Here is a 25560-nt window from a genome sequence, read left to right as displayed (position 1 = left end):
CCGCTACTGGAAGTTCGAGGTGACGAAGCGCCCATGCGCGTAGAAGATCGGCTCCCGCTCGGCGCGGTCGAGCGTGACGCCCGTGACCAGGCCGATGACGATGAGATGCGAGGCGCGCGCGATGATTTCACCGACGCGGCACTCGAAGACCGCGCGGGCGCCGACCAGCAATGGCGCACCGGCTTCTCCACGCACCCACGAGCCCGCCGAAAACCGGGCGACGCCCTTGGCAGTGGTCATGCCGCCGAAAACCCGCGCGACATTCTCCTGGTCCGCCGCCGGCAGGTTGACCGAAAAGGCCATGTCCTGGCTGGTCAGCGAGGCGAAGGTGCTGTTCCTGTGCACGCAGGCCAGAAGCGACGGCGGCTCGGCGCTGAACGAACAGACGGCGGTGGCCGTCAACCCGAAGCAGCCATGCTCGGTATCTTCCGCCGCCAATATGGCGACCGCGCCGGCCATGGCGCGCATGCCTTGCTTGAAGCCGCGCGGATCGACCGTGCCGTGCGCTGGCAGCGTGCCGGCGGTGGTCGTGGCGTCCATCAGTTCATCCTCAGGCCGGCCTGCCGCATCAACGGCAGCACGCGGTCGCAGAAGAACGGCAATTCGTAGGTGTAGTTGACGAAGGAAAGGGCGGCGCCCGCATAACCCTGCTCCATGATGCGGATCAGGTCGTCGACGATTTTCTCCGGCGTACCGACCAGCGGATAGGTGCCGGCGCCGCCAGCGAAGCGCTGGCGATATTCGGTGAACGCCTTCTCGTCATGCGAATGCGCGAATTCCTTCTTCTTCTTCATATGCTCGTCGACGGCGCCCTGGTCGGCGAGCTCCAGCGCATAGCGGCGGTAGTAGTCTTCCGCTTCCTGCTGCGTCTCGCGGCACACCACGTGGCAGACGGTGTAGACGCCGACATCGCGGCCTACTTCGGCGGCGCGGCCGGCAATGTCGACGACATGGGCGCGGCCCTCGGAAATTTCCGAGAAGGTCGAAAACAGATAGTCGCAATGTCGTGCCGCGTAGTTGCGGCCCGGCGCCCCGAATGCGGCGTTCATCGTCACAGGGCGCGGCGCCTGCAGGCTCGCCGGCCGGCTCACCACGCCCTTCAGATCATAGAAGTCGCCGGCGAAGTCGAACGGCTCACGCGATTTGTAGGCGCGCTCGATGATGGTGATCCACTCCTCGGCCTGGTCATAGGTGCGTTCGCCGACCGTCTGGCCGAACATGGCGAACTCGTCGGGATTCCAGCCACAGACGATGTTGAGGCCGGCGCGACCGCCGGAGATATGGTCGACGGTGGCGAGCGCCTTGGCCGCTTGCAGCGGATGCACCAGAGGCACGTGCACGGTCATGAACAGGGCGATGTTTTCCGTCGCCGTCGCCAGCCCCGCCGCCCAGGTGAAGGTCTCGAACGACCATTCTCGGGCATGGGTGACGCCGCCGAAACCGCGCCAGCGCGCGATCGGCAGCAGGAACTCCATTCCCGCGCGGTCGGCGATGCGGGCGGCATTCAGATTGTCGTCCCAGCGGGCGCGCCAGCGTTCCGGCGCGGTGGTCATCGCCAGCCCGCCATCGGCGTTCATCGAAAAGACGCCAAGCTTGAACTTGTTCGGCCCTTTTAGCGGATGCGGCTTCAACATCATGGCTGTCCCTGGCCGGCGGCGCGGCCCTTGTCCTGGCTGGAGTTTTCCAACTCTCTGCTGAGAGCGACGAACCTGTCTTCGGCGTGCTGGATGAAGGTGGTCATATGGTCGAAGGCGGCCATGGCGTCGCGGCGGATGAAGGCGTCGTAGAGCTTGCGCATGCCGGCAAGCACGACGGCTTGGGTCGGCAGGTGCGAGAGGGTACCGAGACGCACGACCTGAACGTGGTCGGCGAAGCGGGCGATGGCTGAGGCCAGCCGGTCGTTGTCGACGGCTTCCAGCCATGAACGGCGGAAGCTGACATTGGCCTGGAACAGCAGGTCCGCGTCGGCGGTGGCAACCGCCGTTTCGGCATCGGTAAGCGCAGCAGCCAGCCTTTCCATGCCGGCGGCGTCGAGATTGCGGGCTGCGTGGGCCGCCGCGCGCGGCTCCAGGCAGCGGCGCACCTCGAAGATATTGGCGACATCGGTCGGGGTCAGCGTCGGCAGCATGAAGCCGCGCGTGGTTCCCACCAGATAGCCTTCATGGGTCAGCTGCAGCAGCGCTTCGCGCACCGGCATGCGCGAGACGCCGAGATTGCCCGCGATCTCGACGTCGACGAGCCGGTCGTTGGGGCCGAGCCCGCCATGATGAATGCGGTCGCGAATGTCCTGATAGATCTGCGCGCGCAGGCTGCCGCCGCCATTCTTGAACGGCCTGGACACGTCATTGGACATCGGAACCTCCGCATATACGGTATACTGTTTCTCGCGTATCTATCATCGTATCGGCGGCGTTCTGTCGTGTCGTGATACGAACAATATGGAGAAACAGGGCAGTTTTTCGAAACTACGCCCCATTCCGATCAAAGCGCAAGCGTGCGGATAAAAAATTTTAGGCTTGAACGGTATACTGTTTCATGCGTTACTGAGGCAACAAGAAAGCGAGGCCGCTTGCCGTCCGGCAAACAGGCGCGCGGGAATCTGGGAGGTATCGCGAGCATGACCTTGAGCAGCCGTCGTGCATCCGCCTATCCGGCGAATGTCCGGCCTTTTCCGCCGCTGGAAGGCATCCGGCCGCAGATCCAGGATCTCCGCACGGAAAACATCGCCCAGCTGGCGGCGAAGGCGCAGAGCCTCGGCGACGTCATCCCGCTCTGGTACGGCGAGGGCGACATGGTCACGCCGGCTTTCATCAACGATGCGGCAAAGGCCGCGCTCGATGCAGGCCAGACATTCTACATTCCCAACATGCGCGGCATGGGTGCGCTGACCGAGGCGCTATCCGAATACCAGTCAGCACTTCATGGCCGACCCATCGCGGTCGACCGGTCGACAGTGACACCGGGTGGCATGCACGCGGTTCTTTTGGCCATGGAACTCCTGGTCGATGTCGGCACCAACGTTGTCTACATCGAGCCGCAATGGCCCAACATTCACAATGCCATCCACTTCGTCGGTGGCGAGCCGCGGCCGGTGGCGCTCGCCTTTGACGGCGAATGGCGGCTCGATCTCGATGCGGTTTTCGCGCGTTGCGACGCGCGCACCCGCGCCATCTTCCTGTCGACCCCGAGCAACCCGCTGGGCTGGACCGCCACGCGAGAGGAACTGCAGGCGCTGCTCGATTTCTCGCGGCGCACCGGCATCTGGATCGTCTCCGACGAGGTCTATGGCCGTCTCTATTTCGACGGCAAGGTCGCGCCGTCCATCCTGCAGATCGCCGAGGACGACGACCGCGTCCTAGTGGTGAACAGCTTCTCCAAGGCCTGGGCGATGACCGGCTGGCGCGTCGGCTGGCTGTCGCATCCGACCGGCGTCGCCGATCAGCTGGCCGCCATGACGCAATATGCCAACAGCGGCACCGCCGCCTTTGTCCAGGCCGGCGCCGTCGCCGCGCTGCGCCAGGGCGAGCCGTTGGTGGCGGAGATCCGCGACCGCGCCAAGCTCGGTCTCGACATCGCCTATGAGGCGCTGGTCAAGCTGCCGGGCATCATCCTGCCTTCCAAGCCGAAGGGCGGCATGTACGCCTTCTTCGCCTTTGAAGGGCAGGAGGATTCCCGCGAGGCCTGCGCCCGCGTCATCGAGAAGGCCCGCGTCGGGCTTTCGCCCGGCTATCTGTTCGGCAATGCCTCGCGTTCGTTCCTCCGAATGTGCGTGTTGCGCGATCCCGAACAGATCCGCATCGCCGCCGACCGCATGGTTTCAGAACTTGCATGACGAAGGGTCGCGTCCGGACAGACCCATGACAAACGCAGCCGGCCGAACCGGCGCACCAGGATAAGGGGAACCAAATGCTTCTCAACCGCCGCAATTTGATGGGCGCCTTCGCGGCGCTGACGATCGGCCTCGGCGTCGCCGGCGCCGCCCATGCCGAAACGCTGCTCGTCGGCGCCTATCCGGCCAACCCGCCATGGGAGAACAAGCTGGAGAGCGGCGAGTTCCAGGGCTTCGAGGTCGATCTGGTCAAGGAAGTCGGCAAGCGCCTTGGCGCCGAGGTCGAAATCCAGGATCTCGGCTTCCAGGCCCTGTTCTCGGCCACCGCCTCGGGGCGCATCGATCTGGCGATCTCGTCGATCACCATCAACAACGATCGCCTGAAGAGCCAGTCCTTCACCCAGGGCTATTATGACAGCGACATCGCCTTGGTCGCCAAGAAGGACACGCCGCTGAAGACGCTGGACGACATGAAGGGCAAGACCGTCGGCGCCATCTCGGCGTCGGTCGGCGAGGCCTGGATCAAGGCCAACACCGAAAAGTACGGGATCAAGGAATATCGCGGCTACGACACCCAGCAGAACCTGATCCTGGACGTGCAGTCGGGCCGTCTTGACGGCGCCATCGGCGATATCGCCGGCTTCCAGTTCGCCTTCATGAAGATGCCCGACATGGCCGTGGTGACGGCCATTCCGACCGGCGACAAGTTCGGCATCATGATGAAGAAGGGTTCGCCATGGCTCGAAAAGGTCAACGGCGCCATCGACGCCATCAAGAAGGACGGCACCATGGCTACCCTTCACAAGAAATGGCTGGGCAGCGAAGCAGCTGCCGATTCCTCGGTCAACAAGATCCTGCCCATCCCACAAGCACAATAAATCAGGGCAGGGCTTGAGCGATGCCGGCGACACGTTGGATGCCGCCGGCATCGCATTTTCGGAACCATTGCAAGCACGGCCCGCAGGCCGCAATCATGACCCGGCCGGCCGATGCCGGCGACAAGCGCGGGCCGGATGAAGATCGATCCGGCGGCAGCCGTATAAAGGCAGGCGGATCGTCACGATGGGATTGTTAGAGACCTTCTTCAACTGGGACGTTCTGGTCCGCGCCTTCCCGATGCTGTTGCGGGGGCTCGGCAACACGCTGCTGCTCGGCTGCGCTGCCATCATCTTCGGCGGATTGCTCGGCCTTGGTGTCTGCCTGATGCGTCTCTATGCGCCGAAGCCGTTGCGCCTCTTGGCCGTCGGCTTCATCGACATCTTTCGCGCAACGCCGATCCTGGTCGTGTTGATCATGATCTACTACGCGCTGCCTTTCGTCGGCGTCCGCCTTTCGGCCTTCACCTCGGCGACGCTGGCGCTGTCCCTGGTGTTGGGCGCCTTCACGGCGGAAGTCTGCCGCGCCGGCATCGAGAACATCCCGAAGGGACAGTTCGAGGCCGCCGCCGCGCTCGGTCTGCCGTTCTGGGCCGCGATGCGCAAGGTGATCCTGCCGCAGGCGCTGCGCATCGTCGTGCCGCCGCTGACCAGCAACGCGGTCTCCATTTTCAAGGATACCGCGCTCGCTTCCGTCGTCGCCATGCCGGACCTCTTGAAGCAGGCCACCGACGCCCAGGCATTGATGGCCAACCCGACGCCGCTGGTCGGCGCGGCGTTGATCTACCTGGTCTTCCTGTGGCCGCTGGTCAGGCTGGTCAGCTATCTGGAGCAGCGCTCCAAGGCGGAACCGCGCGCCTGAGGCGCGCCGGTCCTCACCCCATGCGGGCGAGGATCACCACCGGCCGGCCGCGCCTGTCGAGCAGCTGCAGCTTGCGGCGTGCGCGGTCGATGCGCCACGAGCGCACCTCGCCAAGTGCGGACAGGAACTTGGTTTCCTGGTCCATCACCGCCGGCGTGCAGGCCATTTGCGTGCTCATCATCGAACCAAAGCGAATACGGTTGCCCGCGATCGCCGCCTTGCCGCCATAGCCGTTGCAGCCGCCCTTGCCCGAAACCGTGCCGGAGCGATCGATCTCCAGCGTGGTCTGCGCATTGTCGATTACGCCGCGGCCGCGAATGTCCTCGGCCAGCCATTTGCCGGTCAGGCCGATTTCGGCTTCCGGCTCCGCCGCGACCCGCTCGACGCGGATCTCGGTGTTGTCGGGACCGCCGTCGAAGACGGTGTGGCGGGTGGTGTTGATGAACAGCAGGCGTTTGCCCTGCGTGATCCGCGCCTGCAACGCATAGGTATTGCCCTTGCGGATGCGGCTGTCGTCGAAACTCAGCCGAAAGCGGATCGGGCTGGCCGTTGCGCCCTTGATGACCTGGCGGGCAAGCGTGCGCGCCGGCGCGTCGGCGAGCGAAATGTCCACCAGCGTGACCTCGACCGTGGAATTCGGCGGCAGCATCATGCGCTCGCGATAGGTCACCGTCCCTGTGAGCGTGCGGGGGCGGGCCTGCGCATAGGTTGCGGGCACGACGAGGGCCGCCGCCATCAGTCCGATCATGTTGCGCCGGTTCAAGGTCATTTTGCTTTCCTTTCCATCGGTCGGTCCGCTTCCGTTTGTCTTACGAGGCAGTCCGCTGTTCCAGTCTGGTGCCGGTCATAGAAAGCCGAGCATGAACCCGCGCTGAACGGGTCGGCAAGACCGCGGCTGTGTTTCGATGACGGGCCGTCCCGCCGTTTTGAAATCCCGCCACGTCGCCTCTCCCCTTTGTCGGCCTGGCCGGATCGGCTATCATCGCACGAGGCCGCATCCCTGGTGCGATTGCCCTGTTTGACTTTTGTCAGTCGTCGTGAATAATGTCGAAAACGAGATTTCGACCATGGCGATCAGGGCAGCGGACCAGATCATACACAAGGCGGCGTGGCTTTATTACACGCACGGGCTGCGTCAGGACGAAGTGGCGAAGAAGCTCGACATTTCGCGTGCGTCCGTCGCCACCTATCTGCGCAAGGCGCGCGAGACCGGCATCGTCAACATCTCTACGTCGACCCAGCTTTTCACCGAGGATGCGCTGGCGCGGGAAGTCGAGGATGCGTTCGGGCTGAACACCGTCTGGATCGTGCCGCTAGACCTTCAGGCGCTGGACGCCGGCGCCGAAGTGCCGGCTCTCGCCGCCAGCGTTTTTGTCAGCCTCGTCAACCGGGGCGACCGTGTCGGTGTTGCCTGGGGCCGCACCGTCTATGCGGTCGCCGACGTCATGTCCTTCGCCGATCTGCAGGATGTCACCGTCGTGCAGCTGTGCGGCAATCTCGGCGCGCCCTACACTCAGCGCCCCGACCAGTGCACGATGGAGATCGCGCGGCGTCTCAACGCCAAGGGTCTCAATTTCTATGCCCCGCTGGCGCTCAGCTCCGAACGGCTGGCGCGCGAGTTGCGCGACGAACCCGTCATCCGCGAGCAGCTTTCGCTGGTTGCCGGCTGCGATCTCGCGCTGTTTTCGGTCGGCACCATCGATACCGAAAGTCACATCGTCAAATGCGGTGCCCTGACGCCTGCCGAGATGTTTGCGCTGCGTGACCAGGGTGCGGCGGGCGTCATCGCCGGCCAGCTCATCGACGCCACCGGCAACCTGCTCGACTGCGACTACAATCGCCGCGTCATCTCGGCCGATCTCGGCTCGATGCGCGCCATCCCCAAGCGCATGATGGTGGTGCAGGAGGACAGCAAGCTGGAACCGCTACAGGCCGCCCTTGCCGGCAGCCTCTGCTCCCATCTCGTGCTCACCGCCGCCATGGCCCGTCGCTTGCTCGATGCCAACTCCTCCGGCCTGTCGCAAAAGCAAGACCGGCCTAGCCTATAGAGAAAAACGATGGCCGTGCGGCGAGCGGAAATGTTCGCCGGCGGCCGATGCCTGTAACTCGAACCGGAATGTGGACGACCCGATGAAGAATCTCTGGAATGACGCCGAAGCCGAAGCCGTCGTCAAAACCTATGCAGCCAAGGGCGTTGGTCGCGATCTGGCGCTACGGGTCTACACCACGCGCCTGCTCGGCGGCGAGCCGCGGCTTGTCCTGCACGGCGGCGGCAACACCTCGGTGAAGACCAAGGTCACCGATTTCGTCGGCGACGAATGGGACGTGCTGTGCGTCAAGGGCAGCGGCTGGGACATGGCGGTGATCGAACCGCAGGGCCTGCCGGCGGTGAAGATGGCGCCGCTGCTTAAAGCGCGCAAGCTGAACAGCCTGGGCGATGAGGACATGGTCGCCCTGCAGCGCGCCAACCTCATCGACCCGTCCTCGCCGAACCCGTCGGTGGAAACGCTGCTGCACGCCTTCCTGCCGCACAAGTTCGTCGACCACACCCATTCCACCGCGATCCTCGCCATCGTCGACCAGGGCGCCGACAGCGAGGCGCTGTCGAAAAAGGTGTTCGGGAACAAGATGGGCTTCGTGCCCTACATCAAGCCCGGTTTCGACCTCGCCAAGGTGGCCGCCGACGTCTACGACGCCGATCCGTCCGTCGAGGGCCTGATCCTCGACAAGCACGGCATCTTCACCTTCGGCGACGATGCCAAGCACGCCTATGACCTCATGATCCACTATGTGACCATGGCCGAGGACTATGTCGCGAAGAACGGCGCAAATCCGCTGAAGCCGGCGGCGCTGCCGGCCAAGCTGGCAAGGCCGGAAGAGATTGCCTCGATGCTGCGCGGCGCCGTTGCCGTGTCCAGGGGCGAGGGCCGCTTCGACCGCATGGTCAGCGATTTCCGCACCTCTGATGCCATCCTCGAATTCGTCAATTCCGCCGCGATCGCCGATTATGCCGCCGCCGGCGTCTCGACGCCGGACCTGTCGATCCGCATCAAGACCGGGCCGATGGTGCTGCCGGCGCCGGACGCGGGCGATCTCGCCGCCTACAAGGCCGAGGTCGGCAAGCGCGTCGCTGCCTACATGGCCGACTACACCCGCTATTTCGAGGAAAACGATGCGCTGGACGACGTCAAGCGCACCATGCTCGACCCGATGCCGCGCCTGTCGCTGGTGCCGGGGCTCGGCATGTTCGGCCATGGCCGCACGCTGAAGGACGCCAAGATCGCCTCCGATGTCGGCGAGATGTGGATCGAGGCGGTGAGGGGAGCGGCAAGCGTCGGCACCTTCCGACCGCTCGCCAAGTCCGACCTCTTCCCGCTCGAATACTGGTCGCTGGAACAGGCCAAGCTCGCCTCCAACAAGCCGAAGCCGCTGACCGGCCAGGTCGTGCTGATCACCGGCGGCGCTGGCGCCATCGGCGCTGCCACCGCCAAGGCTTTCGCCCGCGAAGGCGCCCATGTCGTCGTGGTCGATCTCGACGGCGCCAAGGCGGCGGAGGCGGCCAAGGCAGCCGGCAACAACTCGATTGGCGTAGGCGGTGACATCACCAAGCCAGCGGAAGTGCGGGCGGCCTTCGACCAGGCGGTGAAGACCTTCGGTGGCATCGACATCGTCGTCTCGAATGCTGGTGCCGCCTGGGAAGGCATGATCGCTGACATCGACGATGCGCTGCTGCGCAAGAGCTTCGAACTCAACTTCTTCGCGCACCAGAACGTGGCGCAGAACGCCGTGCGCATCATGCGCGAACAGGGCACCGGCGGCGTGCTCCTGTTCAACGCCTCCAAGCAGGCCGTGAACCCCGGTGCCAAGTTCGGCGCCTATGGCCTGCCCAAGGCCGCGACGCTGTTCCTGTCGCGCCAATACGCGCTGGAATACGGCCCGATCGGCATCCGCTCCAACGCCGTCAACGCCGACCGCATCCGCTCCGGCCTGTTGACCGACGCCATGATCGCCAGCCGCTCCACCGCGCGCGGGCTTTCGGAAAAGGACTACATGTCCGGCAATCTGCTCGGCCAGGAAGTCACCGCCGAGGATGTCGCCCAGGCCTTCCTGCACCAGGCACTGGCCGAGCGCACCACCGCCGACGTCACCACCGTCGACGGCGGCAACATCGCGGCCGCGATGAGGTAATCAGCCTTCGCCGCCGAGTTCGCCGCGCGCCTTGCGGCCGCGCGCGATCTCGGTGTCGAGCGCCGCGAGCTTCGGCTCCCAGAAGGTGCGAAAGCGATCGAGCCAGCCATCGACGTCGCGCAGCGGCGCGGCGTCGATCGTATAGAGGCGGCGCGCGCCGTCGATACGCACGGAGGCGAAACCGCCTTCGCGCAGAACGCGCAGGTGTTGCGACACCGCGGCCTGGGTGATGCCGAACTCGGCCTGGATGATTTCGACGACCTGGCCGGAGCGCCGCTCGCCCTCGGCAAGCAGTTCGAGGATGCGTCGCCGCACCGGGTCGCCGAGGATGTCGAAGGCGTGCATCAAGTGCCCTCCGCCGTCTCGCCGGTGTAGAAAGCCGCCGTCTGCCGCGCCGCGTGCGTGGCCCGGCTTTCCGCTTCGCCGGAAGCGATATCGGCCCGGCGCCAGCCCTCCGCGCTGCCGCGCATATAGGCCTTGCCTTCGGAGGAGGCCGAAAACGTCGCCTCGTCGAACGGTGTTCCGGCGAGATACCCCACCAGGCCGAGCAGGCCGAGATCCCAGCCTATGCCGACGGCGCCGGGGCCGAATTTTGTCCAATGATCGTTGATCGGACAGATGTGGACGAGTGTCAGCTCGGCCTCCTGGCCCTTGGGCTCCAGTCGAAGCTCGACCCAGCTTACCCCGCCACCGAATTCCCACGTCACGTAAAGATGCCTGGGCGGTTCGCAGCGTTCGATCGTGCCGCCGGCATTGCCCTCGAGCTGATAGTGTCCGCCAAGCTTCAGGTCGCCGGAGATCGGCAGGAACCAGCGCCGCAACCGTTCGGGGTTGACGATGGCATCCCAAAGGTCCTGGGCCGTCGTGGCGTAGCTCCGGCTGAGCGTGACGGCGCGCATGGGCTCGCCTTGGCGCTTCAGCGTCTCGACCGACCGCGTGACCGCCCCAAGATAGGTTTCGACATCGAATTTCATCGGAAACCTCGTAACAAGCTTTCACTTATATAAGTGTAAGTTTATATCTTTGGCCGGTTCCGTCAACGGCGTTTGGGAACCGCATCGCCGTCATCGCTTGAACGGGCACCGCCTCTAGCCGGCACTTGGCGATGAGGTGCGAAATGCGGGTTTCGAGCGGCAATAAAAAAAGCGGCCCGCCGAAGCGGGCCGCCGTCCAACAAATCTTTGCCTGGCGCCTACTTGGCGTTCGGGTTCGGCATCCACTTCGGCATGGCGACATCGGCGTGGGCGAACTGGGGCAGCTTTGCCGACAGATCTTCCATGTTCTTGATGTCCTTGTCGATCAGCTCCTTCTGGGTGATCAGTGTCGGCGGCACGACGACGCTCTTGCCCGGGTCTTCGCCGGCCAGAAGCTGCGCCAGCGCGCGCACCGAGACCTGGCCGACCACGGCCGGGTTGGTGGCAGCGGTCGCTGCCCAGGCGCTGTCGGGCTCGCGCATTGCCGCGATGTCCGAGGTCGAGATGTCGGCCGAGTAGATCTTGACGCCCTTCGAGAGGCCGGCCTCGTCAACCGCGATCTTCACGCCCTTGGCGAATTCGTCGTAAGGCGCGAACATCACCTTGATGTCCGGGTTCGCCGACAGCACCGAACGCGCCTGGTTGGCCACCGAATTGGCGATCGGGTTGTCCAGCGTGCCGAACTGCGCGGCTTCCTTGATGCCCGGATACTTCTTCTTGAAGTCGACCCAGGTCTCGTTGCGGCGGTCGAGCGGCGCGATGCCGGCGACATAGACATAGCCGGACTTCCAGCTTTCGCCATTGTCTTTGATCGCCTGCTCGAGCGCGAGGCGGGCAAGGTCGCGGTCCGACTGCTCGATCTGCGGGATCTTCGGGTTTTCGACATTCACGTCGAAGGCCACCACCTTGATGCCGGCGTCGACCGCGCGCTGGGCCGCGTCCTTCATCGATTCCGTCAGGCCGTGCTGGATGATGATGCCGTTGACGCCAAGCGCGATGGCCTGGTCGACCATGTCGGCCTGCAGGGCTGCGTCCTGCTTGGAGTCCAGCACGCGCAGGTCGACGCCGAGCGCCTTGGCCTGCGATTGAACGCCGGCCAGATAGGCCTGGAAGAAGTCGCCGGTCGACAGATAGCGCACCAGCGCGATCTTGACCTGGCCCGGCTTGTCGAAGGGCGCCGGCTTGTCCTGCGCCAGCGCTGGCGAGAAGCCCAGCACCGTGGCGCCGAGCAGGCCGACGACCAGCTTGGCGAGTGTTCTGCGATCAAATTTCATCTAAGTCCTCCGCTTGGTTTTTAGTCGTTGATTGCCGCAATTACCGTTTGGCCCTGGTCGACAGGGCGAAAGTGAAGACGAGCGCGACCACGAGCACTCCGCCCTTGACGAAATCCTGGGTGTAGTAGGGAGCGTTCATCATGGTCAGTCCCTGCAAGAGCACGCCGACGAACAGCGCGCCGACAGCAGTGCCGAACGCATTGGGTTTGGAAGCACCCAAAACGGCGAAGCCGATCAGCGCCGCCGCCACCGCGTCGAGCAGCAGATTGTTACCCGAGGCGATGTCGCCGCGTCCAAGCCGGGCGGCGAGCAAAATCCCGCCGATTGAGGCGAATATGCCGGAAATCACGTAGGCCCAGATCTTGTATGCCTTGACAGGCGCGCCGGCGAGTTCGGCCGCCCGTTCGTTGGAGCCGACGGCATACATCATGCGTCCGAAACGCGTGTATTCGAGGAAGAACCAGATCGCTACCGCCAGCACCACCAGCACCACGACGGAAACCGGCACCAGGTTCGGCGCGAAGAAATCGAAGCGGTAGCGGCCGAGCGCCAGGAACGCGTCGCTGAATTTGCCGGGTGCCACCGAGCCATCGGGCATGGTCATGCCGGTGGCAATCGAGCGGCCTTCGGTCGGGATGCGCTGCAGGCCAAGCAGCAGGAACATCATGCCGAGCGTCGCCAGAAGATCCGGCACGCGCATATAGACGATCAGGAAGCCGTTGATCAGGCCGATCAGCACGCCGATGGCGAGGCAGACCAGCACCGCCACCAGCGCGTTCTGGTTCAGCACCACCATCACATAGGCGGCAGCCATCATCGAGCTCGTTGCCACCGAGCCGATGGAGAGGTCGAAACCGCCCACCACCAGCGTTGCGGTGACGCCAAGCGCCAGGATGCCGGTGATCGCCACCGACTGGAAGATGAACACCGCGCTCTGCGGCGACACGAAGCCGTCGGCGGTGGAGGCGAAATAGGCCACGAGCGCCACGAACAGCACCAGGAAGCCGTAGCGCACGGCAATGTCACGCAGGCTCATCTAGGCGCGACCTTCGCTGCCAAAAAACATGCCGGATTGCCGCGCCATTTGCGCCCCCTTCAAACTGTTCATTTCAGGCCGCGCCCCGCACCGTCTGGCCGGCGACTTCCGCCAGCAGCCGGTCCATGTCGACGCGTTCGTTCTTGTGTTCGCCGACGATCGTGTGCTCGGACATGACCAGGATGCGGTCCGCCGTCTCCAACGCCTCGTCGATTTCGGTGACGAAGACCAGCGTCGCGCGGCCGGCGGCACTTGCCCTGAGCTTGGCGGCGATGTCGCGGCGCGCGGCGATGTCCACGCCCTGGAATGGTTCGTCCAGCATGAACAGTGCGGAGGGCTGCGCCATCCAGCGCGCCACCATCACCTTCTGCTGGTTGCCACCCGACAAGGTCGACATCTCGTCCTTTTCGGTGCGGCAGACGATGCCGAGTTCGTCGATCTGCCGGCGAGCGATGGCGCGCTCAGTGCCTCGGCGCAGCACGCCAAAAGCCGAAATCCGCTTCAGAAATGGCAGGCTCATATTCTCGAAGATGTTGAAGGCGCCGACGATGCCGTTCTCGGCGCGGTCCTTGGCTACCAGGAAGGCACCGGCGCCGACCGCCTCGGCCGGCGAACGCGGGGCATAGGCGCGTCCGTTCAAGGTCATCGCGCCACGATGCGGCCGGCGCAGTCCGAACAGCGTTTCGGCGAGCGCCGTCTTGCCGACACCGACCAGGCCGGTCACCGCGACGATCTCGCCATCGCCGAGCGACAGCGAGATCGGTCTGGCGCCGTCGGCGATCACCAGATTTTCGGCGGAGAAGATCGTGTTGCCGCCGGATTTGGCGGCGAAGGCGTTCTGATGGACCTTGCGGCCGAGCATGGCGTTGACCGCGCCCTCATAGTCGAGCGGCGCCTTGTCGAATGTGCCGACGATCTGGCCGTCGCGCAGCGAAACGATGCGGTCGGCCAGGCGGCGGATGTCCGACATGCGGTGCGAGATATACAGAATGGCAACGCCATGCGACTTCAGCCGGTCGACCAGCGAAAACAGCCGGTTGGCCTCGGCGCTGGACAGCGACGACGTCGGCTCGTCGAGGATCAGAACCTTGGGCTCATGCGCCATGGCGCGAGCGATCGCCACCATCTGGCGGTCGGCCAGGGTCAGATCGCTGATGGCGGCGCTGAGATCGATGTCGAGGCCCATGCGCTCGGCCACGGCACGCGCCTCGCGTTGCACGCGGCGCGGGCTGAAGAGCAAAGGCTGGCCCTTGCCGCTCAGCCGGTCGAGCGTCAGGTTGGTGCCGACATCGAGCGCGGCGACGACGCCGTCGTTGATGTTCTGGTGCACGGTGACGACACCGGCGCGGATCGCCTCCGCCGGGCTCTTCGGCGCGAAGTCGGCGGCGCCCAGTGTCATGGCGCCGCCATCACGCGAATGCACGCCGCTGATCACCTTCACCAGCGTCGACTTGCCCGCCCCATTGGCGCCCATCAGCACCGTCACCTCGCCTGGATGCAGGTCGAGGCTGACGCCGCCGAGAACTTGGATCGAGCCGAAGGATTTCTTCAAATCCGCAATGCGGAACACGGCTTCTGCGGCCATTTTCTCCTCCTTGACCCTGACGCTAGGAACAATCTCGTCATTTGTCAACACGATTGACAAATGACAGAACCACTCCTAGCCTTTTACCTGTCATGACCGTTCGCTAACAGAAACGGCGACGCGGATCGGGAGGCCGACATGGCAAAAAATGCTTCTTTCGAGGCGCTGACTGTTGAAACATTGCCCGCGAGGCTCGGCGGCCTTGCGGCCCTGGCCGATCATCTCGGCAAGGACGTTTCGGCCTGGCGCGTTCGCGAGGTAGGCGATGGCAATCTGAACCTCGTCTTCATCGTCGAGGGCGCGAAGGGCTCGGTCGTCGTCAAGCAGGCTTTGCCCTATGTCCGGCTGGTGGGCGAAAGCTGGCCGTTGCCGCTGAAGCGTTCCTTCTTCGAATATCATGCGCTGGTCAGGCAGGAAGTGCGCGCCGGCAAGGGCTCGGTGCCAGCCATTCTGCATTTCGACGAGGCGCAGGCGCTGATCGTCATGGAATTCCTGACGCCGCACATCATCCTGCGCAAGGAATTGATCGCCGGTCGCCAGCCGCCGCGCATCGCCGAGGATCTCGGCCTGTTCGTGGCGCGCACCCTGTTCCGCGGCTCCGACCTGCATATGGCCGCGCGGGAACGCAAAGCCGATCTGGCGTTGTTCGCCGACAATGTCGAACTGTGCGACATCACCGAGAACCTGGTCTTCACCGATCCCTATTTCGAAGCGACGCTGAACCGCCATACGCCGGCGCTCGACCCGCTGGTTGCCGAATTGCGCGCCGACCGCGACCTGAAGGTCGAGGCCCAGCGTCTGAAGCACCTCTTCGCCGCCAATGCCGAGACCTTGCTGCACGGCGATCTGCATACCGGCTCGATCATGGTGACAGACGCCGATACGCGCGTCATCGATCCCGAATTCGCCTTCTACGGGCCGATGGCCTTTGACGTCGGCATGCTGCTTTCCAATTTCTGGATGTCCTATTTCTCGCAGTCCGGCCATGAACAGGATGGTTCGCGCGAGGCGATGCGCGCTTACCTGCTCCAGACCGTCACCGGTATCTGGTCCGTCTTCCGCGCCGAATTCTCGCGCCTGTGGCGCACCGAGCGCACCGGCATGCTCTATGCCCGCAGCCTGTTCGAGGATCGCGGCGACGCGCTTGGCGCCGAACAGGCGCTTGACGGGGTGCTGCACGACCTCTGGCAGGATCTGCTTGGTTTCGCCGGGGTCGAGGCGCATCGCCGCATTCTCGGCCTCGCCCATAATGCCGATTTCGAGACCATCGAGGACGAGGCGGAACGCGCCGTCTGCGAGGCCAAGGCACTGCGCTTCGGTCGCCATATCGCGGTCAACCGCCGCGCCATCCACAGCATTGAAGAGGTCAACGCGCTGGCCGCGCTGATCGAGAAGGGAGCATACGCGTGAACGTTGGCGGCAAGCATTTTCGCACCATCTGGCTGAACGAGGACGGCCGCTCGGTCGACATCATCGACCAGCGCTGGCTGCCGCATGAGTTCCGCGTCGTCACCCTGTCGACGGTGGACGATGTCGCCGTCGCCATTCGCGACATGTGGGTGCGCGGCGCGCCGTTGATCGGCGTCACCGCCGCCTATGGCATGGCCATCCAGATGCGCCAGGATGCGTCCGACGCCGCCCTCGACGATGCCTGGGAAAAGCTCAACGAAACGCGTCCGACCGCGATCAACCTGCGCTGGGCGCTGGATGAAATGCGCAAGCTCCTGAAGCCGCTGCCCGTGGCCGAGCGCGTCGCCGCCGCCTACAAGCGCGCCGCCGAGATCGCCGACGAGGATGTCGAACTCAACCGCTCCATCGGCGGCAACGGGCTCGCCATCATCAAGCAGATCGCCGCCAGGAAGAAGCCGGGCGAACGGGTCAACATCCTCACCCATTGCAACGCCGGCTGGCTGGCGACGGTCGATTACGGCACCGCCACCGCGCCGATCTATCTGGCGGTCGAGGCCGGCATTCCGGTCCACGTCTATGTCGACGAAACGCGCCCGCGCAATCAGGGCGCGCAGCTCACCGCCTGGGAAATGGCCGGCCATGGCGTGCCGCACACCTTGATCGTCGACAATGCCGGCGGCCACCTGATGCAGCATGGCGAGGTGGATATGGTCATCGTCGGCACCGACCGCACCACCGCCAATGGCGATGTCTGCAACAAGATCGGCACCTATCTGAAGGCGCTAGCCGCCAAGGACAACGACATCCCCTTCTATGTCGCGCTGCCGTCACCGACCATTGACTGGACCGTCTCCGACGGGCTGACGGAAATCCCGATCGAGGAGCGCTCGGGCGACGAGGTTTCCTACGTTCAAGGCAAGGCCGCTACCGGTGAGATCGTCCAGGTGCGCGTGTCGCCGGAGACGTCGCCGTCCGGAAATCCCGCCTTCGACGTGACGCCGGCGCGCCTCGTCACCGGCCTCATCACCGAACGCGGTGTTGCCAAGGCTTCGCGCGACGGGCTGGCGGCTTTGTTCCCGGAACGCAGGCAAGGCTGACCCCGGCCGCCGGCCGGTATCTCCCGTTCAACTCTGCCCCGACGAAAGCCCGCCATGGCTGATTGAGCCTTGGCGGGCTTCGCGATTCGCGCAATATGGGCGTTTCGGCGCGGTTGCCGCTTCGCGATCGTGGCCGGGCGTATGGGAGGTGTGAGATGAACGTCGTCGACAAGCACAGGGGTAGCCAGCCCACCGGCGCTGCCGCCTTTGCCAACCAGCCGCACCCCTACAATCCACCGGTGCCGTTCTCGCTCGACCCGATCGAGGCTGTCCGCGTCAATCTCTCCGCCGCCGAGCGGCGCACTGCGTCGCTGGCCGGCCGCCGCACGGTCAAGAAGGAATGGCAGGCCGCCTGGCTGGTCCGCGCCTTGCAGTGCATCGATCTCACCACGCTGAGCGGTGACGACACCGCCGGCCGTGTCCAGCGCCTCTGCGCCAAGGCACGTCAGCCGCTGCGCGCCGACCTGCAGGAGGCGCTCGGCCTTGGCGGGCGCACCATCACCACCGGCGCGGTCTGCGTCTACCACCGTTTCGTCGCCACCGCCGTCGAGGCATTGCAGGGTTCCGGCATTCCGGTCGCCGCCGTCTCCACCGGTTTCCCGGCGGGGCTGTCGCCGCTCGACACGCGGCTGAAGGAGATCGAGGCTTCGGTCGCCGACGGTGCCGAGGAAATCGACATCGTCATCACCCGCGAGCATGTGCTGACCGGCAACTGGCAGGCGCTCTACGACGAGGTGAAGGCCTGCAAGGAGGCCTGCGGGCCTGCCCACATGAAGACCATTCTCGCCACCGGCGATCTGCAGACGCTGCGCAATGTCGCGCGCGCCTCGTGGGTTTCGATGATGGCCGGCTCCGATTTCATCAAGACCTCGACCGGCAAGGAAGCGATCAACGCCACGCTCCCGGTCACGCTGGTGATGATCCGCGCCATCCGCGAATACCGCGAAATGACCGGCCATGTCGTCGGCTACAAGCCGGCCGGCGGCATCTCCACCGCTAAGGATGCGATGGCCTATCTGGCGCTGATGAAGGAAGAGCTCGGCAACGACTGGCTGCAGCCGAACCTGTTCCGCTTCGGTGCGTCGTCGCTGCTTGCCGACATCGAGCGGCAGCTCGAACACTATGTCACCGGCCGTTACGCGGCCTTCAGCCACCACGCGATGGCTTAACGGGCCGGACGGGGATCCTGCATGTCGATTGCTGAGATATTGGACACGATGGAATATGGCCCGGCGCCGGAGAGCGACAAGGAAGCGCGTGCCTGGATCAAGGGTCTGGGCGGCGAGACCAAGCTGTTCATCGGCGGCGCCTGGAAGAAGGCGAAATCAGGCGAAAGCTTCGAGACCATGTCGCCGTCGAACGGCGAGGTGCTGACACGGCTGGCGCAGGCCAATGCCGCCGACATCGACGCCGCCGTCAAGGCAGCAAGCAAGGCCCAGCCAGCCTGGGCGGCACTTCCCGGGCATGTCCGCGCCCGCTACCTCTATGCGATCGCCCGTCTCGTCCAGCGCCACAGCCGCCTGTTCGCCGTGGTCGAAACGCTCGACAACGGCAAGCCGATCCGCGAGACCCGCGACATCGATATCCCGCTGGTCGCCCGCCATTTCTACCATCACGCCGGCTGGGCACAGCTGATGGACGGCGAACTGGCCGACAAGGAACCGCTCGGCGTCTGCGGCCAGATCATCCCGTGGAACTTCCCGTTGCTGATGCTCGCCTGGAAGATCGCGCCAGCCATTGCGCTCGGCAACACTGTTGTTCTGAAGCCCGCCGAATACACATCGCTCACCGCGCTGCTCTTCGCCGAAATCTGCCAGAAGGCCGGCCTGCCCGAAGGCGTGGTCAACATCGTCACCGGCGATGGCGCGACAGGCGAGGCGATCGTCAATCATCCGGGCGTTGCCAAGATCGCTTTCACCGGCTCGACCGAAGTCGGCCGCCGCATTCGCGAGGCGACCGCCGGTTCGGGCAAGAGCCTGACCCTGGAACTCGGCGGCAAATCGCCTTTCATTGTCTTCGACGACGCCGATCTCGATGCGGCGGTTGAAGGCGTGGTCGACGCCATCTGGTTCAACCAGGGCCAGGTCTGCTGCGCCGGCTCGCGCCTGCTGGTGCAGGAAAGCGTGCAGGAGCGCTTCATCGCCAAGTTGGTGAGCCGCATGGAGACGCTGCGCGTCGGCGACCCGCTCGACAAGGCCATCGACATCGGCGCCATCGTGCACCCGGTTCAATTGGCGCGCATCCGCGAACTGGTCGATGTCGGCGTCAAGGAAGGGGCGATCCTGCATCAGCCCAAGGCGGGAGTGCCGGCCAAGGGCTGCTTCTATCCGCCGACGCTGCTCACCGGCGTGCATCCGGCCGCCACCGTCTCGCGTGTCGAGATTTTCGGGCCGGTGCTGGTCGCCACAACCTTCCGCACCCCGGCGGAGGCGATCGAGCTCGCCAACAACACCGAATATGGCCTTGCCGCATCGATCTGGTCGGAGACGCTGTCGCTGGCGCTCGACATCGCCCCGAAGCTGAAATGCGGCGTCGTCTGGGTCAACGGCACCAACATGTTCGACGCCGGTGTCGGCTTCGGCGGTTACAAGGAATCCGGCTATGGCCGCGAAGGCGGCCGTGAGGGGCTGGCCGCTTATTGCAAGCCGAAATGGCTGGCGAAGGCCAAGCCGATTGCCGTCTTGCCAACAGTCGAAGCCAATGGCGACGTCGTCTCGACCGGCTTCGTCGATCGCACCGCCAAGCTTTATGTCGGCGGCAAGCAGGCGCGGCCGGATGGTGGTTATTCGCGCCCCGTCGTCTCGCCCTCCGGCGCGCTGGTCGGCGAGGTCGGCGAAGGCAACCGCAAGGATATCCGCAACGCCGTCGAAGCCGCGCGCAAGGCGACCGGCTGGGCGACGACCGCGGAGCACAGCCGCGCGCAGATCCTCTATTACATCGCCGAAAACCTCGATGCCCGATCGGGCGAGTTCGCCGACCGTCTCGCCGCCATGACCGGCCGGCGCAAGCAGGATACGGCCAGGGAGGTCGCCGCCTCGGTTTCGCGGCTGTTCGCCTACGGCGCCTGGGCCGACAAGTTCGAGGGCGCGGTGCACAAGCCGCCGCTGCGTGGCGTTGCACTCGCCATGAACGAGCCACTCGGCATCCTTGGCATCGCCTGCCCGGAAGAGCATGGCCTGCTCGGCTTCGTCTCCACCTTCGCGCCGGCGATCGCCATGGGCAACCGTGTCGTCGTGGTGCCGTCATCGCGTCAAGCGCTGGCCGCCACCGACTTCTATCAGGTGCTGGAGACTTCGGATGTGCCGGACGGCGTCGTCAACATCGTCACTGGCGACCGCGACGCGCTGGCGCTGGAGCTGGCCAAGCACGAGGAGGTCGACGGCATCTGGTATTTCGGCGGCCGCGAAGCCGCAGCCAGGATCGAAAAGGCGTCAACCGGCAACCTCAAGCAGGTCTGGGCGGAGACCGTACAGCGCGACTGGTATGACGCACGCCAAGGCGAGGGCAGGGAGATCCTGTCCCGTGCCGTCCAGGTGAAGAACATCTGGGTGCCGTACGGCGAGTAGGGCATCGTCGAAGCTGCCTTTCTCGGCCCGCTTGCGGGGAGAGATGCCCGGCAGGGCAGAGAGGGGCAGAGCGAATCTTCGCCAGCCTGGCGCCGCCCCTCATCCGCCCTTCGGGCACCTTCTCCCCGTAAAACGGGGAGAAGGAAGAGAGCGCCATCGCTCCGAATCGGCTACCCGGTTCCGGACGAACCGAGGAACATCGCCTTGACCATCACCATGTACGGCATCCCGAACTGCGACACGATCAAGAAGGCGCGCGTCTGGCTGGAAGGCCGCAAGGTCGCCTACGCCTTCCACGACTACCGCGCCTCGGGCCTCGAAGCCGACCGCCTGCAGGGCTGGATCGACCGGCTCGGCTGGGAAGTGCTGCTCAACAAGGCGAGCACCACCTTCAAGGAATTGCCCGACGACAACAAGCAGGGCATCGACGCCAGGAAAGCCAAGGCGCTGATGCTGGCCAACCCGACCATGATCAAGCGCCCGGTGCTCGATCTGGGCGACCGGCTGCTGGTCGGCTTCAAGCCGGATGTCTACGAGCGCGAGCTCGGCTGAGGCGAGCTTCCTAGGCCTGCTTTCGTAGATAGTCCGCAAGCGCGACCGCATTGTTGAAACGCTCTTCATGGGCGCCGTAGAGCAGGGTGACGCGGCCATGTTCCAAAAGGCTGGCGAGTTCGCTGAGCGGCTCTTGCCTGCCGGACAATTCTTCATGATAGCGCGCCTGGAATTCATCCCAGCGTTCGGGCTTGTGGTCGAACCATTTGCGCAGGGCATCGCTCGGTGCTATGTCCCTCAGCCATAGCGTCAGCGCCGCCTTTTCCTTGGTCATTCCGCGCGGCCAGACGCGGTCAACCAGCACGCGCTGGCCGTCGGAAGCCGCCGGCGGCTCATAGACCCGTTTGACCGCAATATCGAATGCCATGGCCGTTTCCCCATGGCACCGGGCAGCATAACCGCCCGGTTGCCGTTCAGGCTGCCCGGCGCGTCAGGCCCATTCGCCCTTGCGCATCACCGGCACGGTCGAACCATCCTTGTTGACGCCGTCGATGTCGACCTTGCCGGAGCCGATCATCCAGTCGATATGGATGAAGCTCTTGTTGCCGCCGCGCGCCGCGATCTCGTCCTGGCTGAGTTTGTCGCCGCCGACAAAACACTTCGAATAGCACTGGCCGAGCGCGATGTGGCAGGAGGCGTTTTCGTCGAACAGCGTGTTGTAGAACAGGATGCCGCTGGCCGAGATCGGCGAGGAATGCGGCACCAGCGCCACTTCGCCCAGCCGGCGCGCGCCAGCATCGGTGTCCAGCACCTTCTGCAACACGTCTTCGCCCCTGGAGGCTTTCGCCTCGACGATGCGTCCTTCCTCGAACCGCACCGAAATCTCGTCGATCAGCGTGCCCTGGTAGGAGAGCGGCTTGGTCGAGGACACGTGGCCGCTCACGCGCATGGCATGCGGCGTGGTGAACACTTCCTCGGTCGGGATGTTGGGGTTGCAGGTGATGCCGTTCTTGGCGGTCGAGGCGCCGCCCATCCATTCGTGCCCGTCGGCGAGACCGACGGTGAGGTCGGTGCCCGGACCCCTGAAATGCAGGGCATGGAAATTGTGACCGTTCAGCCAGGCCGTGCGTTTGGCCAGCGCCGCATTATGCGCCTTCCAGGCACCGATCGGATCGTCATTGTCGACTCGGCTTGCCGAAAAGATCGCGTCCGCCAGCTTGGCCACCGCGACATCGTCGGTCTCGCCCGGAAACACTTGGCGTGCCCAGGCCAGTTCCGGATAGGCGATGATGTTCCAGTTGATGTCGAAGCCGGTGATCTTCTCCAGCGCTGGCTGATAGGCAATCGAATTCGCCTTGTTGGCGCGCGAAACCTTGGCGGGGTCCTGGGCTGACAAAAGCGACGGGTCGTCGCCGCGCACCGCAAGCCGCGCCGCATTGTTGGCGAAGGCCTTGGCCATGCCTTCATAGAGCCAGCCGGCGGCGCGGTCGAAACCGGCGTCGGCGCCATAACGGAAGCGCGCCAGCGTGATCTCGTCGTCGTTGAAGATCGGCGTCACCAGTCCGGCCCCGGCCTTGTAGGCATGCTCGATGATCTTGCGGGTCAGCGGAAGTGCCGCGATCGACGATGTCAGCACCAGGTCCTGGCCGGGCTGCAATTGCAGGCCAACCTTGATCGCGACCTCGGCCATGCGGTCGAGCTTCACCGGGGCGATGGCTGCGGAAAAATCGCGGGCGTGGCTGGTCATGGTCTGGCCTCGGCTGTTGGTGACATTGTTTCTACATAGACCGCCGGGGCCGGGCTTTCCACAACAAGCCATTGGTCCTCGGTCAGGCGAAGGCCGGTTCTGTCGGGGTGACGAAGGTGGCCATGGTCGCCGCGATCTCCTCGCGCAGCCATGCCTTGAAGTCGCGCACCTTGCGGCTCTCGGGGTCTTCAGTCGCGGTTACCATCCAGTAGCCGAGGCCGCTCGGCGCCCGCACGCCAAACGGCGCCACCAGGCGCCCGTCGGCCAGCGCGTCGGCGCACAACAATTGCCAGCCCAGCATGACGCCGTGGCCGGCGATGGTCGATTCCAGGCACAGCATCGGGTCGGTGAACGAGGCGCCCTTCAGCAATGTCAGCGGTTCGACGCCGGCGGCCCTGAACCAGCTCTCCCAGGCGATCATCGTGCGCTCGTCGGTGATCGCATAGGCGTTGGCGAGGTCGGCGACCGTCTTCAGCTTCGCCGCGATCGCCGGCGCGCAGACCGGGAAGATTTCCTGCTCGATCAGCAATTCGGCGCGCAGCCCCGGCCATTTGCCGTTGCCCAGCCGGATGCCGATGTCGACTTCCGAATTGCCGGGATCGACCAGCCGCACCGAGGCGTCGATGCGCAGAAGCACGTTGGGAAAGCGGGTGAAATGACGCGACAGTCTCGGCATCAGCCATTTCGAGGCAAAGGCTGGGGCAGCCGACACCACCAGCGTGCAGCGCGAAGCTTCGTCCGCCAGTGCCACCGCCTGCGTCAGCTCGCGAAAACCCTTGCCCAGCCGCGTCGTGAACTGGTCGCCGAAATCGGTCAGCGCCAGCCCGGCCGGCGTGCGTTCGAAAAGTGCGAGCCCGAGCTGCCGCTCCGTCCGGTTGATCTGTTGGCTGACGGCGCTCGGCGAAACACCGAGCTCGGCCGCTGCCGCCGACAATGAGCCCAGCCGCGCCACGGTTTCGACGGCGCGCAATCCGTTGAGATGGATTCGGTTCAAGGGGGCCATGAAGTTTTTCTAAACCGTGCGCACGTAAATCTCAATTGAATCCAAAGCGCATAGTGGCAAAATCGCCGGCAGAAACAGATCGAGGGATCTGCGGCCATGAAGCTTTTCTCCTTGCTGAACCCGTTTCGGGAAATCGGGCTGTACCGTCTGGCGGACGGTGACGTCGCCGGCTGGGTTCGCGACCCGCTTTCGCATCCCGTTCTCGACACGATGTCGGAACGCGAATTGGGCGACATGCCGTTCAGGCTGACCGCGCGGCGCACCACGTTCGAGACCACGCCGCGCTGCTGCGGCGCCTGACGGGCGCCGGCCAACTGGCCCAAGCGAAACGCATTGCTTCGCAAGCGCACGGTTTTATTGTGCGCTGCAATGAACACGACCTCGCCATCGCCGCTGCGGTTTGCCTTCGCCGGCATGATCGCGATGGCCGTCGCCATGGGCATCGGCCGCTTCGTCTATACGCCGATCCTGCCCGGCATGATGGAGGCGCTTCACCTTTCCCCCGGCGATGCCGGCCTGATCGCCTCGGCCAATTATCTCGGCTATCTGTTTGGCGCCTTTGCCGCCGCCGGCGGCTGGGCGCATGGTCGCGAGCGGGCGCTCATGCTGGGCGCTTTGGGCGCCAGCGCGGTCCTTGCCGGGCTCATGGGCCTCACCGACGCCATCTGGGTCTTTCTCGTGGTGCGCTTCCTGGCCGGCGTCGCCAGCGCTTTCGTCATCGTCTTCCTGGCCTCGATCGTCTTCAGCCATCTCGCGGTTACCGGCCGCAACGGCTTGCAGGCGCTGCATTTCGGCGGTGTCGGCCTCGGCATCGCCGCCTCGTCGCTGATGATGGCGATCCTGGTTTCGGCTCATGCCGGCTGGCAGGCGGGCTGGCTGTGGTCGGCGGCGCTGTCGGCGGCGGGTTTCGCCGTCGTAGCGCTGATGATCGATCGCGGCCCGGCGGCAAGCGTTTCCTCCGCCCGCGAGCCCGCCTTGCCGTGGAACGCGCCGCTCATCAAGGTCATCGTCGGCTACGGCCTGTTCGGTTTCGGCTACATCATCACCGCCACCTTCCTGGTCGCCATCGTGCGCCAGGGCGGTGGCAGCCGGCTCTTCGAGGCGATGGTGTGGATGGTCACCGGCATCGCCGGGGTGCCGTCGGTCTGGCTCTGGCAGAAGGTTGCCCAACGCAGCGGTCTTTATGTCGCTTATGCCGTGGCCTGCCTGGTCGAGGCTGCCGGCGTCACCGCCAGTGTCGCCATGAGCGCGCCGCTCGGGCCGCTGCTCGGCGGTTTCTTCCTCGGCTTCACCTTCATCGCCATCACGGCGCTCGGCCTGCAGGCCGGCCGGGTGCTGGCACCGCAGGCGCCGCGGCGTGCTTTCGCGCTGATGACCACCGCCTTCGGCCTCGGTCAGCTCATCGGCCCGCTGGTCGCCGGCGCGCTCGCCGAACGCGCCGGCGGCAGCTTCTTCGTGCCGTCGATCGCGGCTGCGGTCGTTCTTGTCGTCTCCTCAGCGATCGTCTGGTCGGCCGGCAGACACGCCAGGCGGTAAGGCCAAGAAGAAGCCGCCGCCGCAACGTGACGAAAAAGTAATTCGGCAGCCGGATCAGTCACCATTCCTTTGCCGCAAAAACTGTG

The 25560-nt window shown here is 65.0% G+C and carries 24 protein-coding genes; 12 read left to right on the top strand and 12 right to left on the bottom strand.

The features are described 5' to 3' along the window. Positions 1 to 3 precede the first annotated feature (3 nt). Genes FZF13_RS02845 through FZF13_RS02835 form a run of 3 tightly spaced genes read right to left on the bottom strand, consistent with a single transcriptional unit; the run spans position 4 to position 2353 of the window. Positions 4 to 540 carry a flavin reductase family protein gene (locus tag FZF13_RS02845; RefSeq protein ID WP_024927289.1) on the bottom strand — a complete coding sequence of 179 codons (537 nt, stop codon included), beginning with the start codon at positions 538 to 540 and terminating at the stop codon, positions 4 to 6. Then, a complete protein-coding gene (locus tag FZF13_RS02840) occupies positions 540 to 1634 on the bottom strand; it encodes an LLM class flavin-dependent oxidoreductase (protein WP_024927164.1) in 1095 nt (364 codons plus the stop codon). Before FZF13_RS02840 ends, FZF13_RS02845 begins: the two co-directional genes overlap by 1 nt. Next, positions 1634 to 2353 carry a GntR family transcriptional regulator gene (locus tag FZF13_RS02835; protein WP_024927163.1) on the bottom strand — a complete coding sequence of 240 codons (720 nt, stop codon included), beginning with the start codon at positions 2351 to 2353 and terminating at the stop codon, positions 1634 to 1636. The genes FZF13_RS02840 and FZF13_RS02835 overlap by 1 nt, the downstream gene beginning before the upstream one ends. A gap of 264 nt (positions 2354 to 2617) precedes the next feature. On the opposite strand from FZF13_RS02835, the gene FZF13_RS02830 reads away from it, so the two are divergent. The 3 genes from FZF13_RS02830 (at position 2618) to FZF13_RS02820 (ending at position 5566) form a co-directional block, all read left to right on the top strand. Continuing rightward, entirely contained in the window at positions 2618 to 3832 is a 1215-nt protein-coding gene (locus FZF13_RS02830; protein ID WP_024927162.1) for a pyridoxal phosphate-dependent aminotransferase, read from the top strand. A gap of 74 nt (positions 3833 to 3906) precedes the next feature. Continuing rightward, positions 3907 to 4707 (top strand): ABC transporter substrate-binding protein, encoded by an 801-nt coding sequence (locus tag FZF13_RS02825; protein WP_024927161.1) that lies wholly within the window; start codon positions 3907 to 3909, stop codon positions 4705 to 4707. A gap of 184 nt (positions 4708 to 4891) precedes the next feature. Next, on the top strand, positions 4892 to 5566 hold the full coding sequence (locus FZF13_RS02820; RefSeq protein WP_024927160.1) for an amino acid ABC transporter permease: 675 nt from the start codon (positions 4892 to 4894) through the stop codon (positions 5564 to 5566). A 13-nt stretch (positions 5567 to 5579) separates the two neighbouring features. Here the strand turns inward: FZF13_RS02820 and FZF13_RS02815 are convergent, their stop codons facing one another. Further along, complete coding sequence (locus FZF13_RS02815; protein WP_024927159.1) at positions 5580 to 6335, bottom strand: YbaY family lipoprotein; 756 nt, start codon at positions 6333 to 6335, stop codon at positions 5580 to 5582. Positions 6336 to 6633: 298 nt separating this feature from the next. Between FZF13_RS02815 and FZF13_RS02810 the strand changes: the two genes are divergently transcribed. Both FZF13_RS02810 and FZF13_RS02805 read left to right on the top strand, forming a co-directional pair. Further along, entirely contained in the window at positions 6634 to 7614 is a 981-nt protein-coding gene (locus FZF13_RS02810; RefSeq protein ID WP_024927158.1) for a sugar-binding transcriptional regulator, read from the top strand. An 82-nt stretch (positions 7615 to 7696) separates the two neighbouring features. Continuing rightward, a complete protein-coding gene (locus FZF13_RS02805) occupies positions 7697 to 9754 on the top strand; it encodes a bifunctional aldolase/short-chain dehydrogenase (RefSeq protein ID WP_024927157.1) in 2058 nt (685 codons plus the stop codon). On the opposite strand, the gene FZF13_RS02800 is transcribed toward FZF13_RS02805, so the two are convergent. The 5 genes from FZF13_RS02800 to FZF13_RS02780 form a co-directional block, all read right to left on the bottom strand. Beyond that, the gene (locus tag FZF13_RS02800; protein WP_024927156.1) at positions 9755 to 10099 is read right to left on the bottom strand and encodes an ArsR/SmtB family transcription factor; all 345 of its coding nucleotides are present in this window, start codon (positions 10097 to 10099) and stop codon (positions 9755 to 9757) included. Next, entirely contained in the window at positions 10099 to 10728 is a 630-nt protein-coding gene (locus tag FZF13_RS02795) for an SRPBCC family protein (RefSeq protein ID WP_024927155.1), read from the bottom strand. Before FZF13_RS02795 ends, FZF13_RS02800 begins: the two co-directional genes overlap by 1 nt. Before the next feature lie 218 nt (positions 10729 to 10946). Beyond that, on the bottom strand, positions 10947 to 12002 hold the full coding sequence (locus tag FZF13_RS02790; protein WP_024927154.1) for a substrate-binding domain-containing protein: 1056 nt from the start codon (positions 12000 to 12002) through the stop codon (positions 10947 to 10949). 40 nt (positions 12003 to 12042) lie between these two features. After that, entirely contained in the window at positions 12043 to 13038 is a 996-nt protein-coding gene (locus FZF13_RS02785) for an ABC transporter permease (RefSeq protein WP_024927153.1), read from the bottom strand. Positions 13039 to 13111: 73 nt separating this feature from the next. Further along, a complete protein-coding gene (locus FZF13_RS02780; RefSeq protein WP_024927152.1) occupies positions 13112 to 14623 on the bottom strand; it encodes a sugar ABC transporter ATP-binding protein in 1512 nt (503 codons plus the stop codon). A gap of 138 nt (positions 14624 to 14761) precedes the next feature. Between FZF13_RS02780 and mtnK the strand changes: the two genes are divergently transcribed. The 5 genes from mtnK to FZF13_RS02755 all read left to right on the top strand — a co-directional run bounded on the left by mtnK (position 14762) and on the right by FZF13_RS02755 (position 21248). Further along, on the top strand, positions 14762 to 16033 hold the full coding sequence (mtnK, locus tag FZF13_RS02775) for an S-methyl-5-thioribose kinase (protein ID WP_024927151.1): 1272 nt from the start codon (positions 14762 to 14764) through the stop codon (positions 16031 to 16033). Then, a complete protein-coding gene (mtnA, locus tag FZF13_RS02770; RefSeq protein WP_024927150.1) occupies positions 16030 to 17130 on the top strand; it encodes an S-methyl-5-thioribose-1-phosphate isomerase in 1101 nt (366 codons plus the stop codon). Before mtnK ends, mtnA begins: the two co-directional genes overlap by 4 nt. Positions 17131 to 17285: 155 nt before the next feature. Then, positions 17286 to 18299, top strand: a complete 1014-nt coding sequence (gene deoC / locus FZF13_RS02765; RefSeq protein WP_024927149.1) for a deoxyribose-phosphate aldolase — start codon at positions 17286 to 17288, stop codon at positions 18297 to 18299. A gap of 21 nt (positions 18300 to 18320) precedes the next feature. Further along, on the top strand, positions 18321 to 20696 hold the full coding sequence (locus tag FZF13_RS02760; RefSeq protein ID WP_024927148.1) for an aldehyde dehydrogenase family protein: 2376 nt from the start codon (positions 18321 to 18323) through the stop codon (positions 20694 to 20696). Between the two features lie 204 nt (positions 20697 to 20900). Further along, positions 20901 to 21248, top strand: a complete 348-nt coding sequence (locus tag FZF13_RS02755; protein ID WP_024927147.1) for an ArsC family reductase — start codon at positions 20901 to 20903, stop codon at positions 21246 to 21248. Between the two features lie 10 nt (positions 21249 to 21258). Here the strand turns inward: FZF13_RS02755 and FZF13_RS02750 are convergent, their stop codons facing one another. The 3 genes from FZF13_RS02750 to FZF13_RS02740 form a co-directional block, all read right to left on the bottom strand. Beyond that, positions 21259 to 21615 (bottom strand): DUF488 domain-containing protein, encoded by a 357-nt coding sequence (locus FZF13_RS02750; RefSeq protein ID WP_024927146.1) that lies wholly within the window; start codon positions 21613 to 21615, stop codon positions 21259 to 21261. A gap of 63 nt (positions 21616 to 21678) precedes the next feature. Next, positions 21679 to 22935, bottom strand: a complete 1257-nt coding sequence (locus FZF13_RS02745) for an aminopeptidase (RefSeq protein ID WP_024927145.1) — start codon at positions 22933 to 22935, stop codon at positions 21679 to 21681. 82 nt (positions 22936 to 23017) lie between these two features. Beyond that, positions 23018 to 23938, bottom strand: a complete 921-nt coding sequence (locus FZF13_RS02740; RefSeq protein ID WP_036255187.1) for a LysR substrate-binding domain-containing protein — start codon at positions 23936 to 23938, stop codon at positions 23018 to 23020. A 96-nt stretch (positions 23939 to 24034) separates the two neighbouring features. Between FZF13_RS02740 and FZF13_RS02735 the strand changes: the two genes are divergently transcribed. Together FZF13_RS02735 and FZF13_RS02730 are read left to right on the top strand one after the other, a co-directional pair. Next, positions 24035 to 24238, top strand: coding sequence for a hypothetical protein (locus tag FZF13_RS02735; RefSeq protein WP_024927144.1), 204 nt, complete (start codon positions 24035 to 24037; stop codon positions 24236 to 24238). 69 nt (positions 24239 to 24307) lie between these two features. Next, entirely contained in the window at positions 24308 to 25474 is a 1167-nt protein-coding gene (locus FZF13_RS02730; protein WP_024927143.1) for a YbfB/YjiJ family MFS transporter, read from the top strand. The last annotated feature ends 86 nt before the right edge of the window (positions 25475 to 25560 follow it).

It is taken from the genome of Mesorhizobium terrae, from assembly GCF_008727715.1.
Taxonomy (GTDB): Bacteria; Pseudomonadota; Alphaproteobacteria; order Rhizobiales; family Rhizobiaceae; genus Mesorhizobium; species Mesorhizobium terrae.
Note: the sequence above shows the minus strand (reverse complement) of the source record. Positions and strands in the feature narration are given on the sequence as shown.